The organism is Paenarthrobacter sp. UW852 (assembly GCF_024608385.1).
Taxonomy (GTDB): domain Bacteria; phylum Actinomycetota; class Actinomycetes; order Actinomycetales; family Micrococcaceae; genus Arthrobacter.
Window position 1 is genome coordinate 24,760 of the sequence record NZ_JAMSGY010000015.1, and the last position, 21,827, is coordinate 46,586.

The window sequence follows — 21,827 nt, forward strand, 5'->3', positions numbered from 1 at the left end:
CTCCGCATATTCTGAACGAACGGTCGGTAATTTATTAGGAGCAACCATGGCATCGCAGAATCTGCAGTCAGTGCCCGCTGAGCTGTCCCCGGAAGAGCAGGAGCGGGAGGCAGCCGGACAGGCGTATTTTGATCGCATCATTTCGGAGGACTCGCGCATCGAGCCGCGCGACTGGATGCCTGCGGCTTACCGCAAGACCCTGCTGCGCCAGATCTCGCAGCACGCACACTCGGAAATCATCGGCATGCAGCCCGAAGCCAACTGGATCACGCGCGCGCCGAGCCTGAAGCGCAAGTCCATCCTCATGGCCAAAGTCCAGGACGAGGCGGGCCACGGCCTGTACCTTTACTCCGCCGCTGAGACCCTGGGCCAGTCCCGGGACCAGATGATGGAAGACCTGATTGCCGGCAAGGCCCGCTACTCCTCCATCTTCAACTACCCCACGATTTCCTGGGCCGACATGGGAGCCATCGGCTGGCTTGTCGATGGTGCCGCCATCTGCAACCAGGTGCCCCTCTGCCGCGCCTCGTACGGTCCTTACGGTCGCGCAATGGTGCGCATCTGCAAGGAAGAATCATTCCACCAGCGCCAAGGGTTCGAGATCCTGCTTGAACTCTCCAACGGCACGCCTGCGCAGAAGCAGATGGCCCAGGACGCAGTGAACCGCTGGTACGCACCGTCGCTGATGATGTTCGGCCCGCCGGATGAGGATTCCCCCAACTCCAAGCAGTCAATGGCCTGGAACATCAAGCGCTTCAGCAATGACGAGCTGCGCAGCCGGTTCGTCGGCATGATGGTGGAACAGGTCCGGGTACTCGGCCTGACGCTGCCTGACAAGGACATCCGTTTCAACGAAGAAACCAAGAAGTGGGAACACGGACCCCTGGACTGGAACGAGTTCAAGGAAGTCCTGGCCGGCCGCGGTCCCTGCAACTCGCAGCGCATCGAGCGCCGCCGCGAGGCACACGAAAACGGTGCCTGGGTTCGCGAAGCCGCTGTGGCGTACGCCCGCAAGCAAGCACAGAAAGAGAGCGCAGCATAATGGCTCCCCACGGAAACCCCGAAGCACCTGGCAGCGCCGCCAGCGACATTAACCGCGAGGCTCCCAAGGTCGCGGCCACCACCGAGCAGCACCAGGAATCGCCGTGGTCTCTCTGGGAGGTCTTTGTGCGTTCCAGCCGTGGCCTGTCCCACGTCCACGCCGGCTCCTTGCACGCCCCGGACGCGGCCATGGCCCTCCGGAACGCGCGTGATCTCTACACCCGCCGCAACGAGGGCGTTTCCATCTGGGTTGTCCCGGCCGAGGCGATTTCCTCCAGCGATCCCGACTCCAAGGGTTCCTTCTTCGAGTCCCCGCAGGGCAAGGACTACCGCCACGCAACGTACTACACCAAGAGCGAAGGCGTGAAGCACCTGTGAGCACTCCAGAGACCACTGACTTCGTCATCGAGGGACACGGCGACATTTCCGTTGGCGTCCACGGAGCCGGCGCATCAGGTGACGGTTCGGCCAGCGCCACCCGCATTACCCCGGGCAACGCACTTCGCCCCGAGGACATCGCCCTGGAGATCAGCCGCGGGAAGGTCAAGCCCAGCGAGGACGTCGCCCAGTACGCCCTCCGGATCGGCGACGACGGCCTGATCCTCGCCCAGCGTTTGGGGCACTGGATTTCCCGCGCCCCCGAGCTCGAGGAAGACATCGCACTGGGCAACATCGCCCTGGACCAGTTGGGGCACGCTCGTTCGTTCCTGACCTACGCTGGTGCTGCCTGGGGCAAGTCCGAGGACGACCTCGCCTACTTCCGCCGCGAGCACGAGTTCCGCTCGGCGCACCTCTTCGAGCAGCCCAACGGCGACTTCGCGGTCACCATCGCCCGCCAGTTCATCGTGAGCTACTACCAGTTTGAGCTCTACTCGGCGCTCGCCGCATCGACCGATCCCACCCTTGCTGCCATCTCCGCAAAGGCCGTCAAGGAAGTGGATTACCACCGCGACCACAGCGCCCAGTGGGTGCTGCGCCTGGCCGGTGGCACGGACGAGTCCCGGAAACGCATCATCCAGGGCTTCAAGCTGGTGTGGCCGTACGTGGACGAGATTTTCGAGGACGACGAGCTCACCACCCGTCTCGCCGAGGCAGGCGTTGCTGTCCAGCCGTCCAGCCTCCGGGCAGAATTCGACCGCCTGACCGGCGAAATCATGGCCGAAGCTGAGCTTGAGATCCCCGGCGTTCCGCAGTCCCTGGGCGGCGGCCGCCGCGGCAAGCACTCCGAATTCCTGGGCTACATCCTTGCCGAGATGCAGGTCCTGGCCCGTGAACACCCCGGCGCGAGCTGGTGACCACAATGTCAACGATGGAAAAGACTGAAGAGCAGCGGGCGTGGGACATCGCGTCCACGGTCTGCGATCCGGAAATCCCGGTCCTCACCATCGAGGACCTGGGAATCCTTCGCGGCGTTCAGGTCACCCCGACAGGTGCGACGGAAACGCACGACGGCGGCCCGGCGGGTACCGCCGTCGAGGTCACCATCACGCCCACGTACTCGGGCTGCCCCGCCATGGACGCCATTGGTGACGACCTGCGGAAGGCTTTCGAACGGGAGGGCTACGCCAGCGTCCACGTGAACCTGGTGTTGTCCCCGGCGTGGACCACGGACTGGATGACCGAGTCCGGCAAAGCCAAGCTGGAGGAATACGGGATCGCCCCGCCCAGCGGCATGGCTGCTGCTGGCGGCCACTCCGGTCCAGTGCGCCTGAGCCTGGCGGTCAAGTGCCCGCAGTGCAACTCGTTGAACACCAAGGAACTCACCCGTTTTGGTTCCACGTCCTGCAAGGCGCTTTTCGTCTGCCAGGACTGCAAGGAGCCGTTCGACTACTTCAAAGTCCTCTAAGGAAGCAGCCATGACCACCGAAACACAGACGGCCAGCCGCCGTCGTGCGTCTTTCCACAACCTGACCGTCGCGGAAGTCCGGCGCCTCACGGACGATGCCATTGAGGTCACGTTCGGTGTACCCGCTGAGCTGGCGGGCCAGTATGACTACCTTCCCGGCCAGTACGTCGCCCTGCGAACCACGCTGCCCGATGAAACCGGTGAGCCGCATGAGGTCCGCCGCAGCTACTCGATCTGCGCAGAGCCGCGCAGTTTCGAGGACGGCAGCAGCGAGATCCGGGTAGCCATCAAGAAGGACCTGGGTGGCATCTTCTCCACGTGGGCCAATGCCGAGCTGAAGGCCGGAGACGTCCTGGATGTCATGAGCCCGCAGGGTGCCTTCATTTCACGCCACGGGAAGGACGGTGCGGCCGTCCAGCACAACGTCATGAACTCCATGAACCACCCGGAGGAACTGGCGGGGGAGCCGGGGAACTTCGTGGCGATCGCCGCGGGCTCGGGCATTACCCCGGTGATCGCGATTGCACGCACGCTGCTGGCCGCCAACCCGGAGACAACGTTCGATCTTGTCTACGCCAACAAGGCCGCCATGGACGTCATGTTCCTGGAAGAGCTGGCGGACCTGAAGGACAAGTACCCGTCGCGCCTGGCACTGCATCACGTCCTGTCGCGCGAGCAGCGCATCGCGCCGCTGATGACCGGCCGAATCGATTCCGAGAAGCTGCAGGCCCTCCTTTCGTCCGCGATCCGCTCCGAAGATGTTGACGAGTGGTTCCTGTGCGGGCCGTTCGAACTGGTCCAGCTGTGCCGTGACACACTGGCCGCCCGCGGCGTCGAGCCGGAGCACATCCGCTTTGAGCTGTTCACCACCGGCCGTCCGGATCGCCCCGAAGGCAACGCCGGCCGACCGGTGATAGCCGACGAATCACAGGACACGTACAAGATCACCTTCAAGCTCGATGGCCTGACCGGAGACGTCGCCAGCCCCACGCACGCCCGCGAGTCCATCCTCAACGCTGCCCTGCGTGTCCGCCCGGACGTTCCGTTCGCGTGTGCAGGCGGCGTGTGCGGTACGTGCCGCGCCAAGGTGGTCTCCGGTTCCGTGACCATGGATGAGAATTACGCCCTTGAACAGGACGAGTTGGACAAGGGCTACGTCCTGACTTGCCAGTCCCACCCCACCAGCGAAGAAGTTACCGTCGACTTCGACGTCTAAGGAGTCCCCATGATCGAGCTCTCCATTGCCAACGGCATCGCCGAAATTGTCCTCAACATCCCGGAAAAGCTGAACTCGCTCAACGAGGACGCGCTTGCCGAACTGGATAAGGCGTACGACGAGGCCGCTGCCGCCGCCGCACGCGGTGAGGTGCGGGCGCTGCTGCTCCGTGGTGAGGGCCGGGCCTTCTGTGCCGGTCGCGACATCGCCGCAGTGACACCCGAATCCGATGATGCGCAAGCGTACCTCGGCGGGTTGGTGGAGCCGCTGCTGAAGAAAATGGCTGCGTTCCCTGCTCCCACCTTCGCCGCAGCCCATGGGGCGTGTTTGGGTGTCGGGCTGGGGCTGCTCTTGGCCACCGACGTCGTATATGTGGCGGAGAACGCGAAGTTCGGTTCACCCTTTGCCAAGCTTGGCGCCACCCTGGATTCCGGTGGGCACTGGTACTTCACGGAGCGTTTGGGCATGCACCGCACGCTGGACCTCATCTACACGGCTGACCTCATTTCAGGTGCCGAAGCCGTTGCCCAGGGAATGTTCAGCCGGGCGATGCCCGCCGATGTCCTGCTTGAGGAGACGCGGGCAATTGTCTCCCGGGTGGCCTCGGGCGCGACACAGGCCTTCAACGCCTCCAAGGAACTCGTGGCCCACATCCGCGACCAACGCCTGGGCCTCTGGGCGTCCATGGCGGAGGAAAACACCGAGCAGGCCCGTCTCTGCAAGACCGACGACTACGCCGAGGGTTTCAAGGCGTTCCAGGAGAAGCGGGCACCGGTTTTCAAGGGGTAGTGCCGCGGAATAAAGCTGTCGCACGGTCCGGTTGCGTCATAAAATTGGTCATCGCGGTAGTGCCTTGAACGGAGGCGTCCATGCTCCAGATGATTATGTGCAAACTCAACTTCCGCCACGTTTGGCACGTCGAGTCGGCGGAGGACGGGAGCGGACGCTACAGGCGTTGCACCCGATGCGGGAAGTTCGACCGGGATTGGGATGGCAGCGGCTTCATGCACTGATGCCCCGCCCTTTACCGGCGGAGCTGCAGATATCCTTGGTTAATGAGTGACATCGCGCATTCCACCATTGCCTTCGAAGGCCATTTCGCCCGCGACTTCCCGGAGCTGGCCATTCCGTGGCGGGCTGAGGAAGCCCCGGATCCTCAGCTGTTGGCGCTTAACGGGCCACTCGCCGTCGAGCTTGGTTTTGATCCGGACTTCCTGCGGAGCCCGGAGGGCGTGCGGCTGCTGCTCGGCAACGCCGTCCCGGAGGACGCGACGCCGGTGGCCCAGGGCTACTCTGGGCACCAGTTCGGCTTTTACTCCCCGCGGCTGGGAGACGGACGTGCCCTGCTGCTGGGCGAGGTGGTGGGCGCCGACGGGGCGCTTCGCGACGTCCACCTGAAGGGTTCGGGCCGGACGCCTTTCGCCCGCAACGGCGACGGCCGGGCGGTCATCGGACCCATGCTCCGCGAGTTCATCGTGAGCGAGTCGATGCATGCGCTGGGCATTCCCACCACCCGTTCCCTTGCCGTCGTCGCTACGGGCCGCCCGGTCCAGCGTGAGACGGTATTGCCCGGCGCGGTCCTGACCCGGGTGGCCAGCAGCCATCTGCGGGTGGGAAGTTTCCAGTACGCCCGGGCTTCCGATGACATGGAGTTGCTGCGGCGGCTCGCTGACCATGCGAGCGAACGGCACCACCCGGCGTCATCCGAGGAGGACAACCGTTATCTTGGCCTCCTGAAAAACGTCATCTCCGTGCAAGCGGAATTGGTGGCCCAGTGGATGCTCGTGGGGTTCGTGCACGGGGTCATGAACACTGACAACATGACGATTTCGGGCGAAACCATTGACTACGGACCGTGTGCCTTCATGGATGGTTTCGATCCCGTGGCCGTGTACAGCTCCATTGATGAGATGGGCCGGTACGCCTACCGGAACCAGCCCGTGGTTGCGGAGTGGAACCTTGCACGTTTCGCCGAAGCAATTGCGCCGCTGATCCACGAGGACCAGGACCAAGCGGTAGCGATGGCCGTTGAGGCGCTGGGTGGTTTCCGTCAGCAGTACAGCGCTGCCTGGTTCAGCGGGATGAAGGCCAAACTGGGGCTGCCTGAAAAGATTGACGACGGCGTTTCCTCGCCTTTGGTGGACGACGTGCTGAACCTGGTCCAGGAGGCGCGCGCGGATTACACGTCGTTATTCCGCAGCCTGGGCAAGGCGGCCCGGGGGCAGGCGGAGCCAGCCAGGGGCATGGTGCTGGACTTGCCCGCCTTTGACGCGTGGCTGGAGCGTTGGCGGGCCCTTGCGCCTGATGCGGATGCCATGGACGCGGTGAACCCTGTCTACATTCCCCGCAACCACGTGGTGGAGGAGGCACTCGCGGCCGCAACAGCGGGAGACATCGGACCGACGGAGGACTTGCTCGAGGCTTTGGCTTCTCCGTATGAGGAACGTCCCGGCCTGGAAAAATACGCCGCTCCCGCGCCTGACAGTTTCGGGCCGTACCGGACTTTCTGCGGAACGTAGGGGGAAGCGGCGCAGACCCGCTCGCTTCCCCTCACCTGGCAGGGTTTGCCTGCTAGCCCCAGATGGCTTTGACCACCATGCCCGGGCCTGCCGCCAAGTGGCTGCCGGTGTGCCCGTCATCCAGGATGCACATGTCTTCCGAGCCTGGGGGGCCCGTCGAGACCAAGCACTCTGTGGCCCTGAAACTCAGGAGGTCTACGGGAAGGTTGTCGCCGATGCGAAGTTCACTCATGATGCCCTTTTCGTTGTCCGGGCGCGGTGTGAGGCTCCGCCCGGTAGCTGGAAATATGGATTTCCCTTGTCGCCGGACTTCATCAGCGAATAACTCCATACTGCCTTGGTCTACCGGGTTCCTCCAAGTGGGCCTTGTGAACCCCTAGTTGATTTTTGTGTCCCGAACGATGGCAATGAGTTCAGCCCGAAGGCTTTCGGAGTCCAGATCGATGCCTTCGAGTACGGTGTTTTCCTGCCCGTGGGACTTGTTCAGCAAGTCCAGTCCCAACTCGGTGATGGACACGAGTTGGCCGCGCCGGTCGAAACGGTTTACCTCGCGATGGATTAAACCCCGGGATTCCAGCCTGGTCAGCAGCGGACCCATGGTTTGGGCTTGCACACGGATGCTTTCGGCCAGCTTGCCCGGTGAGATGGGCCCAGAAGCCGCCAAGGCATCAAGCGTGAGTACCGTTGGATATGTCAGTCCCAAGGGGCGGAGCCGCTCGTTCCACCCAAGTTCCACGAGCCGCGCTGCGGTGGACAGCAACCGGCTTGTTGGCCAATAGTCCATGTCAGGCATTCGGGCCCCCAGCCTCATAAGAATAGTCAGCTTCCTTACTAAGACTACATCCCATGGGCTGGATGATGGATTGTGGGGTCAGGAGAGCTCGAATCCGGAGTGTCCCGTAGTGCGCTCAGCGCTGTGCACATGCAGGGCATGCCGCATCGCCTGGCGGTTTTCTTCGGCCGATTCAAGCTGGCCGGCGACGCGGTAGAGATCGGCGGCCCACTGGAATTCGTCGGCAGCGGAGCGGAAGCGGGCTTCATCAAAGAGCCTCCGACCGATGTGGTGGCGGACGTAGGCTTCCTCTTCCGGTGTCCGCGCTGTCCGGAGTGCCTTCTCATGGAGCACCGCGGCGTCGTGCCAGCGGTACTGGCGCTGCTTCACCTGGGCGAGGATCAGGAGGAGTTCCCGGCGGTCGGGTGAATCGGGGAGAAGCTTGAAGCCCTCGTCCAGGGCCTCGGTGTCCCGTCGGAGCAACGCCAGGTATCGAATGCGCTCCACTGGTGGACACTCGCCTGCCAGGGCCTCGTTCAGGGCGTCGCGGTTGATCACCACGTCGCGGAACGTCGCAGGGTCAGTTCGCCAAAGACTTGCAGTATCTTCCACCGTGATGCCCCCCATAGGACTGTAACGGAGCCAGCTCAGTTGCGGCCTGGGTCATCGGGCCGCAGAAGACTCCATAATCTCACGAACGGTCATGCCCGCAAGTTCCGGATCAGTGAAGTTGGCCGTCCGGGGGAGTGCTCCGCCATGTGTGGAACGGGACCGTCAGCCCGTCCCGCGTCGGTGAGCAGGCGAATGGTCCGGCCAGGGCAGTCAGTATCGGCTCCAGCGGCACAACCCGCACCAGTTGGAGTTCCCCGCCGTCAGCCGCGGCCCGGATGGTAAGGGCATCGCCCCCGCGGCTGACACGTACGCGGATACGGCCCCCGTTCCACTCGGGAACGGGTGCCAAGGACCAGTCTGAGACGCGGTCGGTGACAACCGCGCCCAGCTGTGCGGCGCCGTCGGCGTATTCCACGCCGGCCTTGATCCAGTGTTCCGGGCTGATCCGCACGAAGATGCCCGCTTGGTCGAACTGCTGGGAAAACGCGGCCGTGAATTCGACCTCCATGGCACTGTCCTGCGGAAAGGGTGCCAGGAGGGCGTGTTCGGTGTCGTGGATGAAGCCATAGGACGTGATGCGCCAGGCGTCGCTGCCCTCAGCGGCGGTTACCAGGAGGTCGCCTTCCAGTTCGACGACGGCGGCCGGCTGGTTGGTCCATTCGCCGCGGCTCCATGGAATGTCGGTCATCAGTGGTCTCCTCGTTACTGGTTTCGCGCAGCAACCGGCGGGCCCCGGCACCAAAGCCAGGGCCCGCCGTCGTACGTCTATTTATGGGTGACCGGGCAGGCTCTGGCAAGCGATGCCGTCGCCATCGCCGTCCAAGCGGGCGATATCACCGTAGTGCGGGTAGTAGTAGTTGAACCAGTCCTGGGCCTGGCGCCACGTGCTGAAGTCCTTGCAGTTCTTGGTGTCACCCGGGTTGGCCGGCTTTGGCGGCGTCACCACCGGCGGCGGGGGTGTCACCGGGGGCTTCGGCGCGGGCGGCGGCGTCACGACGGGCGGCGGGGGAGGCGAGCAGTTGCTGCCCGTGATCCCGCCATTGCCACCGTTGACGAAGCGGTACATGAACGCGGCCATCGCATCACGCGCCACTGGCTGGACCGGGTTGAAGGCGCGGCAGCCGTAGCCGATGTCCCAACCGGTGGAGATGCCCTGGGCAGCCAGCCACGTGATCTGCTTGTAGAACTGGCTGCTGACGGGGACATCCTGGAAAGGCGACGTTCCCGGTGCCGTGAAGGCTGGGTTGCCTCCATAGCGGTAGAGGAATGCGGCCATGGCGTCGCGGTTGATGGGGCTGAGCGGACGGAAGGTCTTGGTGCCGTTGGCTTCGGTCCAACCGGTGGAGATGCCGCTGGCGGCCAGCCAGGTGATTTCCTTGTAGAACTGGCTCGACGGCGTGATGTCACTGAAAGGCGACGTCGCCGGGGGAGTGAAAGCGGGCTTCTTGGCCAGGCGGTAGAGGAAGGCGGCCATGGCGTCACGGTTGACGGCGTTCAGCGGCCGGTACGTCCGGGTGCCGTTGGCTTCCACCCAGCCGGTTGAGATGCCCTGTGTCGCCAGCCAGGAGATCTCCACGTTGAACTGTGTGGAGGAGTTGACGTCGCTGAAGGTGATCGGTTGCGTGGGGGCCGTGTCAATGGCAATTGCCGGTACGGTGACCTGCGTGGTTCCGCACGAGCCCTGCAACGTGTTCGAGACCGCCGCGGATTCGGCCGCGTCCATGGTCAGCTGCCAGCGGTACTTCACCAGCACCCAGTCCGTGGCGTACCTGCAGGCAGTTCCGGCCAGCGGCGGCATCCATTCTGCAGGATCGCGGTCGCTCTTGGACTGGTTCACGTTGTCGGTCACGGCTTCCAGGCCGACGTCCAGTGTGAGGTCGTTGGCATAGTCACGGCGCTGTTCGGCCGTCCAGGCGCTTGCTCCGGAACCCCACGCTTCGGCGAGTGGGACCAGATGGTCTATGTCGACGTCGGACGCGTTGGTCCACGTCGCCCCGTCGTACCAGGAGTTCCATTGGCCAGTGGCCACGGTGCAGTTACCGGGATTGAACGTCACCGGCGTCAGCGACTCCTGCTGAAGCACCTCTGACCGGGTGTCGCAGCCGTCGTTGTCAGCGTCCACCCAATGCTGGAAAAGGTCGCGGTTGTACCCGGTGTTTGTTTCCTGGGTTACCGTCAATGAAGAGAAAAGAGTTGCGACGCTTGCCGTGTCTGAGGCGGTCGCGGTTTGCGGCAAAAAGACAGCCGCCGACGCGGTCAGCGATAGGATCGCCAACCACGAAAGAGCCTTAGGCATCTGGGTTCCCCATATTCGATTAGTGCGCTCTGAGCAGCGCATACATCATGGGATCGTACCGGCGTGGGCCAGCTAATCAGGAACCTTGCAGTGGTGTGACGCGGGGGTGTGTCCTCCTGATGGCCGGCGTACGCTGAGCCCATGAAGTCCCAGGTCAGGACACTGGCTTTGAGCACGGGGATCAGCGTGCCGTGTTTCGTTCAGGGCCGCCTTGATGAAACTCACGACGACGGCGGCGCACCGTTGCTTTTATTGCATGCCTGGGGCGAATCCTGGCGCAGTTTTGATCGGCTAATTGCCTCGCTTCCGGATTTACTGCTGGTAGCCCCCGACTTGCGGGGGCACGGCGGTGCTGACAAGCCTTTGGGCGGTTATTCGTTGGACGAGGTGGCACATGATGCTGTGGCGGTCCTCGATGCACTGGGCATTGGACGGGCGCACCTAGTTGGGTCCTCCAGTGGGGGATACGTGGCACAGCAACTGGCCGTGATGTACCCGGATCGGGTTTCGTCGATGGTGTTGGTTGGTTCCCCGTTGAGCCTTCACAGTAAGCCGGCCTTCGCTGACGAAGTAGAGGCTTTGACTGATCCCGTACCGGAATCCTGGGTTCGGGAATCGCTGTCCTGGTACCGACTGCTGCACACTGTGCCGTCTGCTTACATCGAGGATCGGGTCCAGGATGGCCTGACCATGCCGGCGGCCGTGTGGAAGGCGTCGCTGCGCGGGCTGTATCAGGCCGTTCCGCCGACGGAAACGGGCCATATTTCGGCGCGCACCCTCATTCTGTGGGGCGCCCACGATCACCTGGTGCCGCGGCACCATCAGGAGACCTTAGCCGCCCGGATCCCTGGCTCCCTGCTTAAGATCTACGAGGAGACCGGGCATTTGGTGTTGTGGGAATGCCCGGAGCGGGTGGCGGGGGATGTTCGGGGGTTTCTCTAAGTCCTTGGATTCCGGGGTGCAGTGAAAAAGCAAACCCCACGAACGGAAGACCGTTCGTGGGGTTTGGCTGGTTTGAAGGCTGTTTGTTAGTTGCCCTTTTCGAGGGCGTGCGCAGTGACGTAAGCCCCCAACTGGTCCTTGGAGAGCGCTCCCGCAATATCCGTAATAGCAGTGGTATCCGCTACGACAATGGACTGCCCATCAGCGGAAGTACCTGTGCCGAGCGTGGGTAGCGTGAACATGACGGTGTCATTCGCCCGCAGGTCCTTCATGCCCAGAGCAAGACTGCCGATTGCGGCGGCGTCGAAGCCCTTATCGACGCTGATGAAGGGTGACACAGCGCTGACCATGCTGTTCACGGTCACAGGGTTAGTGAGCGTTTCACGGGCGATGGTCTTGCTGATGATGGCTTTCATGTACGCCTGCTGGTTGCGCACACGCTGGTAGTCGCCATCACTGAAGGACTTTCGCTCCCGGACGAAGGCGAGTGCTTCGTCGCCGTTCAGCGTCTGCTTGCCAGCTTGGTAGAAATGGCCCTTCATGGGTCCCGATGCCGGTGCGAACGGGATCTTGACGTCGACTTCCACGCCACCAACAGCATCGGTCAGACCCTTGAATCCTTCGAAGTCCACCATTGCTACGTGGTCGATCCGCTGCTGGAACAAAGACTCAACCGTCTGAACCATGAGCGGCACGCCGCCCAGGGCGAGGGCAGCATTGATTTTCGATTCGCCGTGACCCGGAATATCGACCCAGAGGTCACGCATGAGGGAAACCGCGTAGACGTTCTTACGATCGGCGGGAATGTGGACCAGCATGAGCGTGTCAGCCCGCTGGTCGGTAGCCGTCTGCGTATCAACATCCAACTCGGCAGTGCCGCGGGTATCGCTACCCATGACCAGCACGTTCATCGCCGCGGTGCCGTTGACAGGCTCAGCCTTCTGAGGACGCGTGGATTCTTCCGGGAAAGCGGAGTCGATTTTTGTGGTTCCGGAGTTGAACGTTTGCGCCAGGTTGAAGATGTAGGCGCCGCCAATCAGCCCAGCCACCAGGACCGCTGCCGCGAAACCGAGGAGCACGTTCCGGGCGGTTTTCTTCCCGCTCTTCTGACGTCGGGGACGGGACTCTGCAGAGGGAGTTTCAGTATCTGTCGGGAGCGTCATGTGTTCCTTGGTGTCGGCATCAGCAGAGTCGATTCTATCAAGGGTGTGATTGGGGTTGGCTCAGGGACTTCGCAGTATGGTCTGTTGCCTTACGAATTAGGGGAGCAGGGAATGGAATTCCGTAGCTTTGGAACCCCAGCTATTCGTCACGTTTACCGAGAAGGCTTTGCCTTTTCCAATGACGACTTTGCCAAAGTTGACCGTGATCATATCCAGCTTGGGGTTCATACCGTGTTTCATGCCGTACGAAGGGTCGAAGCTGTCTGCTTTAGCCGACTTCTCGATCGCTTCTCCGTCTTTATTCGACCAGTTCAATGTGGCCGTACTTCCCTCAAGGTTGAAGCCGACAATCTCAACCTGGTCAGTCCCAGCCTGGAACGTCACGTCTGTGATTATTGGGGTGTTTAGTCCCGTTTCTACCTGTTTTTTAAGAGTTGTTCCGGTTCCTTTGCAGGTGTAATACGAATCCCACATAAAGGAGATGACCTTACGGGCGGTAGCAACTTGTTGTAGCTGCCGATCGATCCGCTCTTTTGTAGTCTGTCCGCGGAGGCTGTCCCCACAGGGATTTTGCTTAGTTGCGGGCGCCATGCCCTCCAAATTTGCCCAAAGGACAGCACCTGTGCCCTTAATTCCCGCTGCTGCGGCTGTGAAGTAGTCCTTGTTGGGTGCGAGATATTTACTGTTCCAGGTCCCTTGGCCAACGATCGTGGCCGCGTAAGGGTCAACTGCGGAAGCTCCCTCACTGGGGGAGAAAGCGCCGCCCTTGCCCGTGCCCATTCCATCCTGAATGGCGATGTTGAGCTGGACGCCGGCCGCTGTTTCGGCTATCCGGCGGATTCCCCTACGTGCATCATCTACGCTGATTCCTGATTTATCCACACGCGCGTCAATGTATGGGCTGACAATCGCCTGACGGGTCGGAAGGATGCGATGAATGGCATCGTTTTGGCTCGTGTAGAGAGCAAACACGGAATCGAATGTTGCACTGTCCGTGAGGGGCATCTCGGTGTGGTGGTAGAAGCCGGCCAAGCCCGGCAAATCATTTGCATCAGCTTGGTACTTCAGGAACCGGTCTGTGAAGAGGTCGAAAGTTGCCTTGTAGGAGAAATCGGGTAGATAAGTCAAATCCGTTCGCTTCGCTGGGGCGGGCAGGCCAGCGAAGAACTTCATTCCGAGTTTCGTCGCTGCCCCCGCAAGGGATTTGGAAGGGTCTGTAGAGGATGCAGGACTTCCGCCCGCTATCACGATGTTGTATTTGTTATCGGTTGATGTGCACGTTTTTCCCGCGTTCGGGAGGACGAGGACCGTGTACGTCTGTCCGTTGTTGGTGACCTGTCTGTCGCCAGGACACTGCAGCGCTTCAGGACCCCACTTGCTTGCGTCGAGGAATGTGAAATAGCGCTCAACGGTTCTGGGCCCAGCGGCGACTCGGGCGCAACTCTTCCCGTCAACGAGGCAATCAGCAGGAAGGCCGTCGGCTGTCGCCGGCTGCAGAGTGGATCCAAAAGTTATGACCGTGTCGCCGCCGAAAGCCTTGATGTCCTGCAGCTTCCCAAAGTTTGTCGCGTCACGGGAACTGGCCGAGATGAAATAGCCGCTTATGGGGAAGCCTGGCTCCACTGCGCCTGGTCCTGGGATATCCGCCGTTTCCGGAGGTGCAGTGTCGGGCTGCTCTGTAGTGAAAACTCCCACCACGCCAGCTCCCACGAGCAGAGCCGTGAGTGCAAGGAGTACAGATACTAAACGGATGGACGTGCGACGTTCTCTGTTGCTGTCTTTTGACTTCCGGGGTCTCATGTTTTCCTTGGTATCGGCGTCCGCAGACACGACTCTAACAAGGGCAGCTGAGGTTGAACCGCTGGGCGGCCCCTCCGTGCTGGGCTACGCGTCCAGCAGGTGACTTCGCGACCGCGGAGCTAGTCCATACGATAAACTAATTCGGGTCGCCCTCCGATGGTGGCCGTACGCGCGCTGTCATGACGTTAGACAGATGAGCATGAGCCGGGGGTGCGGAAGCATCCTTATGAACACAAAACGGGGGAAAGATGGGAAAGGCAATCAGACGCGTTCAAGCCGCAAGTGCCGTCCTGATGCTGGCCATTCTTGGGTTTTTCGGAGCCCAGCCTGCCGTGGCCACGGAGACGAGCCCGGGTCCTGGCACTGAACAGCCCGGGGAAACCCCAAATCCCGATCCTAATCCGATCGATCCCCTCCCAGTCGACCCCGTCCCCGGAAACCCCGTCCCAGTCGACCCACCCGTGATCCCGACGGACCCAAGTCCTGCCCCGACTGATCCGACGCCGGCCCCAGTGCCGCCGCCTGTCGTCCAGCCAGTCGCACCAGTTGCCCCGCCGGTTGTGATCCCGGCTGTACCTCCTGTGGCTTCGTCTGCATCCCCGGAGCCTACGACAACAGCTCCCTCGCCACAGGAGAATCCGGCCATCGTTGAACCAGTACTCCCCATCGAGCCGGAGACGTCAGTGTCACCGGAGCCGACGCCGACGCCTACCCCTGTAGCGACCAAGACGGCTGCCCCGCCCGTAGTGAGCGCCGACCTTGCCGGTCCTTTGAAAGTAGCGCTGGCTCCAGTAGCTGAGAACAATCCCCTTGTTCAGGGAGCCACCGTTTTGGTGCTGCTTCTGCTGGGCGCCGCGTACTTCCGTGCTCTGCGATCCAAGGGTGTTCGTAAGCCCCGCCTCAGTGGCAAATAAACCATGAGTAACTCCCTACCCGGGGATAGTGCTGAGCAAGACCAGGTTGACGCGCCCCTGCGCCTCATGCTCCTCACCCATTCCTATTGGCCCGAACACAGTCCGCCGCAGCGTCGGTGGGGCGCACTGACCCGCGAGTTCCGCAGTGCGGGTTGGCACGTCGACGTCGTTGCGCCCGTTGCGCACTACCCCAACGGCCGCCGTGACTTGCCCCGGCGGCAGGCAGGTTTTGCACTTAGTCACCAGAAGGGACCGCACGGGGAGACCATCCGTCGGGTTCCCTACCTCCGCCACATTGGTACCTCTTCCGTAGCGCGGCTCGTCGATCAGGTTTTCTCGGCCGTGCTGTCAGTTCCTGTGGGGCTCTCGGGCAAGAAGCCCCACGCTGTCCTCGCCACGGCGCCGAGCCTTCCCACCCTTGCTGCTGGCCTAGTCCTGTCCAAGTTGCGCAGGGTTCCCTTCATTGTGGAAATGCGCGATGCCTGGCCGGACTTGGCACGTGATGCCCGCATCGTCCAGGGCAGCGTGAAAAGCGTCGTGGAGCACGTGGTGGAGTTCGTCCAGCGCAAGGCCGATCTGGTGGTGACGGTCACCGAAGGATTCGCGGACACGCTCCGCGCCAGGGGAGTCAGAAACGTCATCACCGTCAGTAACGGACTGGACCTGGGCGCCATGCCGTTCCTTGATCCGCCGCCCCTGGAACGTGATGGCTTCCACGCCCTCTATCTGGGGAACCACGGCAAGAGCCAGCGGCTGGATGTGCTGATCAGGGCAGCCGCTTTGCTGGGCGAGGGCTTCCACCTGACCTTGGTTGGTAGCGGAACCAGCAGGCCGCAACTGGTGAAACTGGCCCGCGAACTGGATGCTCCGGTGACGTTCTACCCGTCCCTCCACGGACCGGCCGTCATGGACAAATATCGTGAAGCCGATACCTGCATCGTTTCCCTCCGGGATGACTGGAAGTCGTTTGAAACCACGGTGCCGTCAAAAACCTACGAAGTTTTGGCCATCGGCCGGCACGTCACAGCCATTGTCCGTGGTGAGGCTGAGCGCATCATCCTGGATGCGAAAGGCGGCGACGTGGTGACCTCCAATGCCAGGGCCGTGGCTGAACTGTGGCGGGAACTGTCGAAGGACCGCGCCAGGCTCTCGGCCGGCAAGAGTGGCAGGGAATGGGTGGAAAATCACGCTGAGTACTCCAAGCTTGCGCGGAATTACATGGGTCACATTGCAGAGCTGGTTGGCCAGGGCTCCAGCGCACGCAGCCAGGAGCGTGTGGCATGAGGCCCCTTCTGAGAAATATGGTCTTGGCCTTCGGCACGGTCTCGGAGCACCGTTCAGAGGCGCCGTTTGTGCTGGCCCTTCAGGTCCTGCGGCGTCTTCCTTCGAAGATCGTACGGCCGTTGGCGCGTGCCTTCTCGGGCGCACTCCCTGATTCCACGAGTCCGCTTCTGATGATGGCCAGCCATGCTGCCGGTGACGGGGAGGCCTTGCAGCGACGGTTCCGTAACGCACGCGCCGATGTGAAGTCCTCAGAGCACGCCCGCAAAGCTGGCGAGGTGGCTCTCGCAGCAGAGCAGTTGGACTGGGCGGATGCCTTCCTGGATCTCGCAGGCTCCAGCCCACAAGCAGCAGCAACCACGGCGCGCCGGCGCTGGTATGCCGGCGACATGAGTGGGGCCGTCCGCGCCCTCGATGGCCAGCCCGGAAACATGGCGAAGCAGCAGCGTCGTCTTTCTGCTGAACTCAACGTCTTTGAGGGGTGGCGACCATCGTTGGACAAGGCTGTCACGCAGCCCGCTCCGAAGCGCGTACTCCATCTCCTGACGAACTCCTTGCCCCACACCGGGAGCGGGTATGCGCGAAGGACCCATTCGATCCTAACCGCTCAGCAGGCCGCGGGCTGGGACACCTTGGCCGTTACCCGCATCGGCTACCCGGTCCAGATTGGCGTGCTCACTGCCAAGGACACTGACGTGGTGGACGGCGTGACCTACCAACGACTGCTGCCCGGCAAGCTGGCCAAGACCATGGATGGACGGTTGCAGCAGCAAGCGGAAGGACTGCTGGCCGTTGCCCGCGACTTCCAACCCAGCGTCATACACACCACCACACACTTCGTTAACGGTCTTGTAGCCCGTGAGGTTGCTCACTCGATCGGCGTTCCGTGGGTCTACGAAGTCCGCGGCCAGCTCGCAGACACGTGGGCATCAACCCGTGGACCGGAAGCGCGAAACAGCGAACGGTATGGGTTGTTTATGGAGCGTGAGGCCGAAACCATGCGGAGTGCTGACCTGGTGGTGACACTGGGGGAGGCCATGAAAAAGAACATCGTGGCTGCTGGAGTCCCCGCAGAGAAGGTGCTGATCAGTCCGAACGCGGTGGGTGGTGACTATCTCAACGAGCCCATGTCCCACCAGGATGCCCGCAGTGTTCTCGGTCTGGACACCGGACTGCTGTATATAGGCACAGTGACGAGTTTGGTTGATTACGAAGGCATAGATGATCTGGTCACAGCATTTGCGTTGCTCGCGCCGCGACTGCCAAGGTTAAGGCTGCTTGTGGTGGGGGACGGAACTGCTGCTCCGGCACTTCGAAACCAGATGCAGCGGCTGGGGCTCGCGGAAAGGGGGGTCTTCACTGGACGGGTTTCTTCAGGGCAAGCCCGCCTCTACCACCAGGCCTTGGACGTTTTTGTAGTGCCCCGCAAGGATTTGTCCGTTACCCGTTCCGTCACACCCTTGAAGCCCGTGGAAGCACTGGCCTGCGCGCGGCCGGTTGTCGCCAGCAACCTGGACGCGCTGCGCGAGATAGTGCACGACGGCGTCAACGGCCGGGTTGCCGAACCGTCAGACCCAGCGGGGCTGGCTGAGGTGTTGTTGGAACTGTTGGAGGATGAAGGTTTGCGCATGCGTCTTGGAGCTACGGGGAGGCAGTGCGTTTTGGCGACGCGGACGTGGAGCGCCAACGCCCAAGCGTACGCGAAGGCTTATGATGCCGCGGTTTCAAATCACTTGAGGAAGGCCAGCTGATGTCGGCTAAGAAGGCTGTCTTGCCAGAGCCCGCAATGGTTCAACCACTGGCGGTGGACATGCGACGCCTGACCCGCGTTGGCGCGCGGCCGGGGTTCCTGGATTACCTGGTTCAGCTTTGGGACTTCAGGGAGTTCATCTTCTACGACGCACGCGCCCGGGTTCAGAGTGGGACCCGCCGCGACCGCCTGGGCAGCGCATGGTTGCTGCTGAACCCCATATTCAATGGGCTGACGTACTACTTGATGTTCGGTCTCCTGCTCCAGACTGGTCATGGCATCGAGAACTATGTTGGATATCTGGTGATCGGCATCTTCATTTTCCAGGGAACGTCGGGTGCCATCACGAGCGGCGCCAGGTCCATCCACAGCAACAAGGCCGTGGTCCAGGCGTTCAACTTCCCTCGGGCAACACTGCCCATCGGGGTGAACATCCGGGAGATGATGTCCAACGTTCCGCTGATCCTTGCGATGCTTTTGATCATCACGCTAGTACCTCCGGTGGAGAAGATCACGTGGTTGTGGTTGCTTATCGTTCCAGCTCTACTCCTGCAGTCAGTTTTTAATCTGGGAGTAGGGCTGATACTTGCGCGCGTGATCTCTCGGGCCCACGATGCAACGCACCTGATACCGTTTTTCATGCGGGCATGGATGTATGGCTCCGCTATCTTCTATTCCTACGATCGGTTCGTTACGCACCCGGGACTACTTGCTCTATTGAAGTTGAACCCGCTGTTCAATGTGATCGACATTGTCCGTAATTGTGTCCTATACGCTCAGCCACCAACCTGGCAGTCGTGGGCAACTCTGGGTGTCTGGGCCCTCGGAACCCTTCTCGTGGGCATGCTCTTCTTCTGGCAGGGGGAGGAATCCTATGGTCGTGGCTGAGCAGGTTTTGGACGTAGAAGGTCATCCGTGTGTGGTTGTCGACCGCGCGGGGATGGAGTACCAGGTTATGACCTCTGATGCCGAGGCCATCGCGCGGGAGCGTAGCGAAACGAGTTTCATACGACGCCTGACCAGACGACCCAACACGGTTACGGTAAGGGCCTTGCATGAGCTTTCTTTTGTTGTCGAGCGCGGCGAGTCCATCGGCATTATCGGCCGAAATGGTTCCGGCAAGAGCACGCTGATGAAACTTATAAGTGGACAAGTTAGACCGACGTCAGGAGCCATTTTCGCGTCCAGCACTCCGATTATGTTGGGAGTGAACGCGGCTCTCGTGGGCGATCTTTCCGGTCATCAGAACGTAGTGCTGGGATGTCTTGCCATGGGCATGAGCCGTCGTGAAGTAGCTGCCAAGTTTACGAGCATCGTCGAACTCTCCGGGCTAAGAGACTCGATCCATCTACCCATGAAGTCTTATTCATCCGGTATGGGTTCAAGGCTTCGCTTCGCAATCGCCGCCAGCATTGACCCCGAGATCCTCCTGGTGGACGAGGCTCTGAACACGGGTGACGCGCAGTTCAGTGACCGCAGCAAGAAGCGGATGGATCAATTACGTGAGCAAGCTGGTTGTGTGTTTATTGTCAGCCACTCCTTGGACACCATCACCAACATGTGCAGCCGAGTCATCTGGCTGGACAAAGGTCACATGATTATGGATGGGGATCCCGAAGAAACGGTGAAGTCTTATCAAGACTTCACCGGAAACCTCGCGAAAGGAAACGGCATCACGGCCGCCAGGATTCGAGACGAGGCAAGAGCCAATTTACAAATGACCGAAGTATTGGCCAGAAGCAAGATGCGTAGGAGCCGGGCATGATCTACACGGTGGAAGATTTGCGGAAGGCCGCTTGGCACTTCCGTGCCGGTGGTATTCGGCAGGTGCAAACGTGGCACAACCGCCAGCGCGCGCTCAACGTCGGCAAGGCAGCAGCCAAGAACGTCGCTGCGCGATCGGCCGCGGCCAAGACAGGCAAGCAGCAACTGACTTTCCCAGCTTTTGAGTACCCATCGGTTCCGTCCCGAAGGGATGACCTGACGGTGGCAGTTATCCTGGACAATTTCTCGGCCAAGGCTTTTGCTTATGAATGGAACCTGGTCTTCCTGACGAAGGACCGCTGGCTGCAGCAGTTGCAGGAGCATCGCATCGACTTCCTCTTCGTTGAGTCAGCGTGGGAAGGTAACGGCGGTTCCTGGAAGTACCAGTTGACCGGGACCAGTGGTCCTAAGCCCGACTTCCTGAACCTGATGCGCTGGTGCCGGGAGAATGGTGTGCCGACTGTCTTTTGGAACAAAGAAGATCCTCCGCACTTCCACGATTTCCTGCCGGCGGCCCGTGAGTTCGATGTGGTCTTCACGTCCGACGAAAACAAGCTTCCGGACTACAGGCAGGCGCTCGGACACAACCGCGTGGACGTGCTGCCGTTCGCTGCTCAGCCGGCGATTCATAATCCCGTTCGCCCAAGGGAGGGCCGCCACTCGCGTGACGTGGCCTTCGCAGGAATGTATTTCGCGCACAAGTATCCCGAGCGGCGCGACCAGATGCGGTTGCTGCTCGATGGCGCCATGGCAGGCTCAGACAGGGTGAAGCACGGCCTGGAAATTTTTTCACGCCAGCTCGGTGGGAATTCGGACTACCAGTTCCCTGAGCCGTACGCATCCCGCGTTGTTGGTTCCTTGTCCTACGATCAGATGCTGACCGCGTACAAGGCCTACAAAGTCTTCCTCAACGTAAACTCCGTGGTGGACTCACCCAGCATGTGTGCCCGCCGTATTTTCGAGATCACAGCATCCGGGACCCCGGTGGTAACCATGCCAAGCCCGGCATTGCCCCGGTTCTTCCCCGATGGTGAGATTCACAGCGTGGAAACCAAAGAGGATGCCGAGTACATTATTCGGGCCCTGATGAGGAGCCCCGAACTCAACGACCGTTCTGTCCACCTCGCCCAGCGCCGGATTTGGGGAGAGCATACTTATGCCCACCGAGCCGAAAAGGTTGTCGGGATGGCGTTGCCCCACCGGATTCGCCCGGTGCAACTCGAGTCGGTCAGTGCACTGGTATCCACCATTCGTCCCCACCAGCTCGAACATATCTTCAGGACCATCGGATCCCAGCAGGGTGTCCAGGTCGAATTGGTGCTCCTGACGCACGGCTTCAAACCAAGCTGGTGGAAGATCTGGCGCTTGCGCCGCAAATACGGTGTCCGCCAAGTGACGCTTCTTCATGAGCCACGGACTGTCAGCTTGGGGGCATGCCTCAATCTATGCGTCGCAGCTGCGACTGGCGACGTTCTCACGAAGATGGACGATGACGACTACTACGGTCCGCACTACCTGCGGGACCAGGTGAACGCCCTGATGTTCTCGGGTGCCGACGTTGTAGGAAAACTAGCGCACTTCATGTACATCGAGAGCCGGAACGCCACGGTGCTGAGGTTTAACCACATGGAGCACCGCTTCAGCCACATGGTCATCGGCGCGACAATTATGGCCAAAAAAGCAACTTTCGTACGTTTTCCCTTTGAGGAACTCGGGCGAGGCGAGGACACCGCGTTTATGAGCGCGGTCAGCGGCGCTGGCGGCAAGATCTATGCGTCCGACAGGTACAACTACTACGTACAGCGCTCGGCTTCAGGGCATACCTGGACCGCCACGGACGACCAATTGCTTGCATCCGGAGACATTCAGTTCTGGGGCAATCCGACTGAACACATCACTGTTTAGCTAACC

General features: G+C 61.5%; 21 protein-coding genes. 14 read left to right on the top strand and 7 right to left on the bottom strand.

Annotation, left to right across the window (positions count from 1 at the left end):
* Window positions 1-46: 46 nt before the first annotated feature.
* From paaA to NEK97_RS19510, 7 genes are all read left to right on the top strand, one after another.
* Window positions 47-1,042 (top strand): 1,2-phenylacetyl-CoA epoxidase subunit PaaA, encoded by a 996-nt coding sequence (paaA, locus tag NEK97_RS19480; RefSeq protein WP_257371361.1) that lies wholly within the window; start codon window positions 47-49, stop codon window positions 1,040-1,042.
* Window positions 1,042-1,419, top strand: coding sequence for a 1,2-phenylacetyl-CoA epoxidase subunit PaaB (gene paaB / locus NEK97_RS19485; protein WP_235517303.1), 378 nt, complete (start codon window positions 1,042-1,044; stop codon window positions 1,417-1,419). The genes paaA and paaB overlap by 1 nt, the downstream gene beginning before the upstream one ends.
* The gene (gene paaC, locus NEK97_RS19490) at window positions 1,416-2,336 is read left to right on the top strand and encodes a 1,2-phenylacetyl-CoA epoxidase subunit PaaC (protein WP_257371362.1); all 921 of its coding nucleotides are present in this window, start codon (window positions 1,416-1,418) and stop codon (window positions 2,334-2,336) included. Before paaB ends, paaC begins: the two co-directional genes overlap by 4 nt.
* Window positions 2,337-2,350: 14 nt before the next feature.
* Entirely contained in the window at window positions 2,351-2,887 is a 537-nt protein-coding gene (gene paaD, locus NEK97_RS19495) for a 1,2-phenylacetyl-CoA epoxidase subunit PaaD (protein ID WP_284986340.1), read from the top strand.
* A gap of 10 nt (window positions 2,888-2,897) precedes the next feature.
* On the top strand, window positions 2,898-4,103 hold the full coding sequence (gene paaE / locus NEK97_RS19500; protein WP_257371364.1) for a 1,2-phenylacetyl-CoA epoxidase subunit PaaE: 1,206 nt from the start codon (window positions 2,898-2,900) through the stop codon (window positions 4,101-4,103).
* A gap of 9 nt (window positions 4,104-4,112) precedes the next feature.
* Window positions 4,113-4,892 carry an enoyl-CoA hydratase/isomerase family protein gene (locus NEK97_RS19505; RefSeq protein ID WP_257371365.1) on the top strand — a complete coding sequence of 260 codons (780 nt, stop codon included), beginning with the start codon at window positions 4,113-4,115 and terminating at the stop codon, window positions 4,890-4,892.
* A 266-nt stretch (window positions 4,893-5,158) separates the two neighbouring features.
* The gene (locus NEK97_RS19510) at window positions 5,159-6,622 is read left to right on the top strand and encodes a YdiU family protein (protein ID WP_257371366.1); all 1,464 of its coding nucleotides are present in this window, start codon (window positions 5,159-5,161) and stop codon (window positions 6,620-6,622) included.
* A gap of 52 nt (window positions 6,623-6,674) precedes the next feature.
* Here the strand turns inward: NEK97_RS19510 and NEK97_RS19515 are convergent, their stop codons facing one another.
* The 5 genes from NEK97_RS19515 to NEK97_RS19535 form a co-directional block, all read right to left on the bottom strand.
* Window positions 6,675-6,854, bottom strand: a complete 180-nt coding sequence (locus NEK97_RS19515; RefSeq protein ID WP_235517296.1) for a hypothetical protein — start codon at window positions 6,852-6,854, stop codon at window positions 6,675-6,677.
* 144 nt (window positions 6,855-6,998) lie between these two features.
* Window positions 6,999-7,415: a MarR family winged helix-turn-helix transcriptional regulator gene (locus tag NEK97_RS19520; protein ID WP_257371367.1), complete on the bottom strand. Its 417-nt coding sequence runs from the start codon at window positions 7,413-7,415 to the stop codon at window positions 6,999-7,001.
* A gap of 78 nt (window positions 7,416-7,493) precedes the next feature.
* Window positions 7,494-8,021 carry a hypothetical protein gene (locus tag NEK97_RS19525; RefSeq protein ID WP_257371368.1) on the bottom strand — a complete coding sequence of 176 codons (528 nt, stop codon included), beginning with the start codon at window positions 8,019-8,021 and terminating at the stop codon, window positions 7,494-7,496.
* 94 nt (window positions 8,022-8,115) lie between these two features.
* Window positions 8,116-8,697, bottom strand: a complete 582-nt coding sequence (locus tag NEK97_RS19530; protein ID WP_257371389.1) for a DUF1349 domain-containing protein — start codon at window positions 8,695-8,697, stop codon at window positions 8,116-8,118.
* Window positions 8,698-8,775: 78 nt separating this feature from the next.
* A complete protein-coding gene (locus NEK97_RS19535; protein WP_257371369.1) occupies window positions 8,776-10,302 on the bottom strand; it encodes an S-layer homology domain-containing protein in 1,527 nt (508 codons plus the stop codon).
* Between the two features lie 141 nt (window positions 10,303-10,443).
* Between NEK97_RS19535 and NEK97_RS19540 the strand changes: the two genes are divergently transcribed.
* Entirely contained in the window at window positions 10,444-11,244 is an 801-nt protein-coding gene (locus NEK97_RS19540) for an alpha/beta fold hydrolase (RefSeq protein WP_257371370.1), read from the top strand.
* Between the two features lie 86 nt (window positions 11,245-11,330).
* Here NEK97_RS19540 and NEK97_RS19545 read toward each other — a convergent pair whose 3' ends face one another.
* Together NEK97_RS19545 and NEK97_RS19550 are read right to left on the bottom strand one after the other, a co-directional pair.
* The gene (locus NEK97_RS19545) at window positions 11,331-12,407 is read right to left on the bottom strand and encodes an LCP family protein (RefSeq protein WP_235517290.1); all 1,077 of its coding nucleotides are present in this window, start codon (window positions 12,405-12,407) and stop codon (window positions 11,331-11,333) included.
* A 96-nt stretch (window positions 12,408-12,503) separates the two neighbouring features.
* Complete coding sequence (locus NEK97_RS19550) at window positions 12,504-14,105, bottom strand: hypothetical protein (RefSeq protein WP_257371371.1); 1,602 nt, start codon at window positions 14,103-14,105, stop codon at window positions 12,504-12,506.
* A 683-nt stretch (window positions 14,106-14,788) separates the two neighbouring features.
* Between NEK97_RS19550 and NEK97_RS19555 the strand changes: the two genes are divergently transcribed.
* The 6 genes from NEK97_RS19555 to NEK97_RS19580 are packed head-to-tail and all read left to right on the top strand — an operon-like array spanning window position 14,789 to window position 21,821.
* Window positions 14,789-15,121 carry a hypothetical protein gene (locus NEK97_RS19555; protein ID WP_257371372.1) on the top strand — a complete coding sequence of 111 codons (333 nt, stop codon included), beginning with the start codon at window positions 14,789-14,791 and terminating at the stop codon, window positions 15,119-15,121.
* A 3-nt stretch (window positions 15,122-15,124) separates the two neighbouring features.
* Window positions 15,125-16,405, top strand: a complete 1,281-nt coding sequence (locus NEK97_RS19560) for a glycosyltransferase family 4 protein (RefSeq protein ID WP_257371373.1) — start codon at window positions 15,125-15,127, stop codon at window positions 16,403-16,405.
* Entirely contained in the window at window positions 16,402-18,153 is a 1,752-nt protein-coding gene (locus tag NEK97_RS19565; RefSeq protein WP_257371374.1) for a glycosyltransferase family 4 protein, read from the top strand. Before NEK97_RS19560 ends, NEK97_RS19565 begins: the two co-directional genes overlap by 4 nt.
* 20 nt (window positions 18,154-18,173) lie before the next feature.
* A complete protein-coding gene (locus tag NEK97_RS19570; RefSeq protein WP_257371375.1) occupies window positions 18,174-19,040 on the top strand; it encodes an ABC transporter permease in 867 nt (288 codons plus the stop codon).
* A complete protein-coding gene (locus NEK97_RS19575; protein WP_374111554.1) occupies window positions 19,027-19,917 on the top strand; it encodes an ABC transporter ATP-binding protein in 891 nt (296 codons plus the stop codon). The genes NEK97_RS19570 and NEK97_RS19575 overlap by 14 nt, the downstream gene beginning before the upstream one ends.
* Complete coding sequence (locus NEK97_RS19580; RefSeq protein ID WP_257371377.1) at window positions 19,914-21,821, top strand: glycosyltransferase; 1,908 nt, start codon at window positions 19,914-19,916, stop codon at window positions 21,819-21,821. The genes NEK97_RS19575 and NEK97_RS19580 overlap by 4 nt, the downstream gene beginning before the upstream one ends.
* Window positions 21,822-21,827 lie beyond the last annotated feature (6 nt).

What these genes read in the sequence shown, in the direction of transcription:
- paaA (WP_257371361.1), top strand. Translation starts at nt 47, where the DNA reads ATGGCATCGCAGAATCTGCAGTCAGTGCCCGCTGAGCTGTCCCCGGAA.
- paaB (WP_235517303.1), top strand. Translation starts at nt 1,042, where the DNA reads ATGGCTCCCCACGGAAACCCCGAAGCACCTGGCAGCGCCGCCAGCGAC.
- paaD (WP_284986340.1), top strand. Translation starts at nt 2,351, where the DNA reads ATGGAAAAGACTGAAGAGCAGCGGGCGTGGGACATCGCGTCCACGGTC.
- paaE (WP_257371364.1), top strand. Translation starts at nt 2,898, where the DNA reads ATGACCACCGAAACACAGACGGCCAGCCGCCGTCGTGCGTCTTTCCAC.
- NEK97_RS19505 (WP_257371365.1), top strand. Translation starts at nt 4,113, where the DNA reads ATGATCGAGCTCTCCATTGCCAACGGCATCGCCGAAATTGTCCTCAAC.
- NEK97_RS19510 (WP_257371366.1), top strand. Translation starts at nt 5,159, where the DNA reads ATGAGTGACATCGCGCATTCCACCATTGCCTTCGAAGGCCATTTCGCC.
- NEK97_RS19515 (WP_235517296.1), bottom strand. Translation starts at nt 6,854, where the DNA reads ATGAGTGAACTTCGCATCGGCGACAACCTTCCCGTAGACCTCCTGAGT.
- NEK97_RS19520 (WP_257371367.1), bottom strand. Translation starts at nt 7,415, where the DNA reads ATGCCTGACATGGACTATTGGCCAACAAGCCGGTTGCTGTCCACCGCA.
- NEK97_RS19525 (WP_257371368.1), bottom strand. Translation starts at nt 8,021, where the DNA reads ATGGGGGGCATCACGGTGGAAGATACTGCAAGTCTTTGGCGAACTGAC.
- NEK97_RS19535 (WP_257371369.1), bottom strand. Translation starts at nt 10,302, where the DNA reads ATGCCTAAGGCTCTTTCGTGGTTGGCGATCCTATCGCTGACCGCGTCG.
- NEK97_RS19540 (WP_257371370.1), top strand. Translation starts at nt 10,444, where the DNA reads ATGAAGTCCCAGGTCAGGACACTGGCTTTGAGCACGGGGATCAGCGTG.
- NEK97_RS19545 (WP_235517290.1), bottom strand. Translation starts at nt 12,407, where the DNA reads ATGACGCTCCCGACAGATACTGAAACTCCCTCTGCAGAGTCCCGTCCC.
- NEK97_RS19560 (WP_257371373.1), top strand. Translation starts at nt 15,125, where the DNA reads ATGAGTAACTCCCTACCCGGGGATAGTGCTGAGCAAGACCAGGTTGAC.
- NEK97_RS19565 (WP_257371374.1), top strand. Translation starts at nt 16,402, where the DNA reads ATGAGGCCCCTTCTGAGAAATATGGTCTTGGCCTTCGGCACGGTCTCG.
- NEK97_RS19575 (WP_374111554.1), top strand. Translation starts at nt 19,027, where the DNA reads ATGGTCGTGGCTGAGCAGGTTTTGGACGTAGAAGGTCATCCGTGTGTG.
- NEK97_RS19580 (WP_257371377.1), top strand. Translation starts at nt 19,914, where the DNA reads ATGATCTACACGGTGGAAGATTTGCGGAAGGCCGCTTGGCACTTCCGT.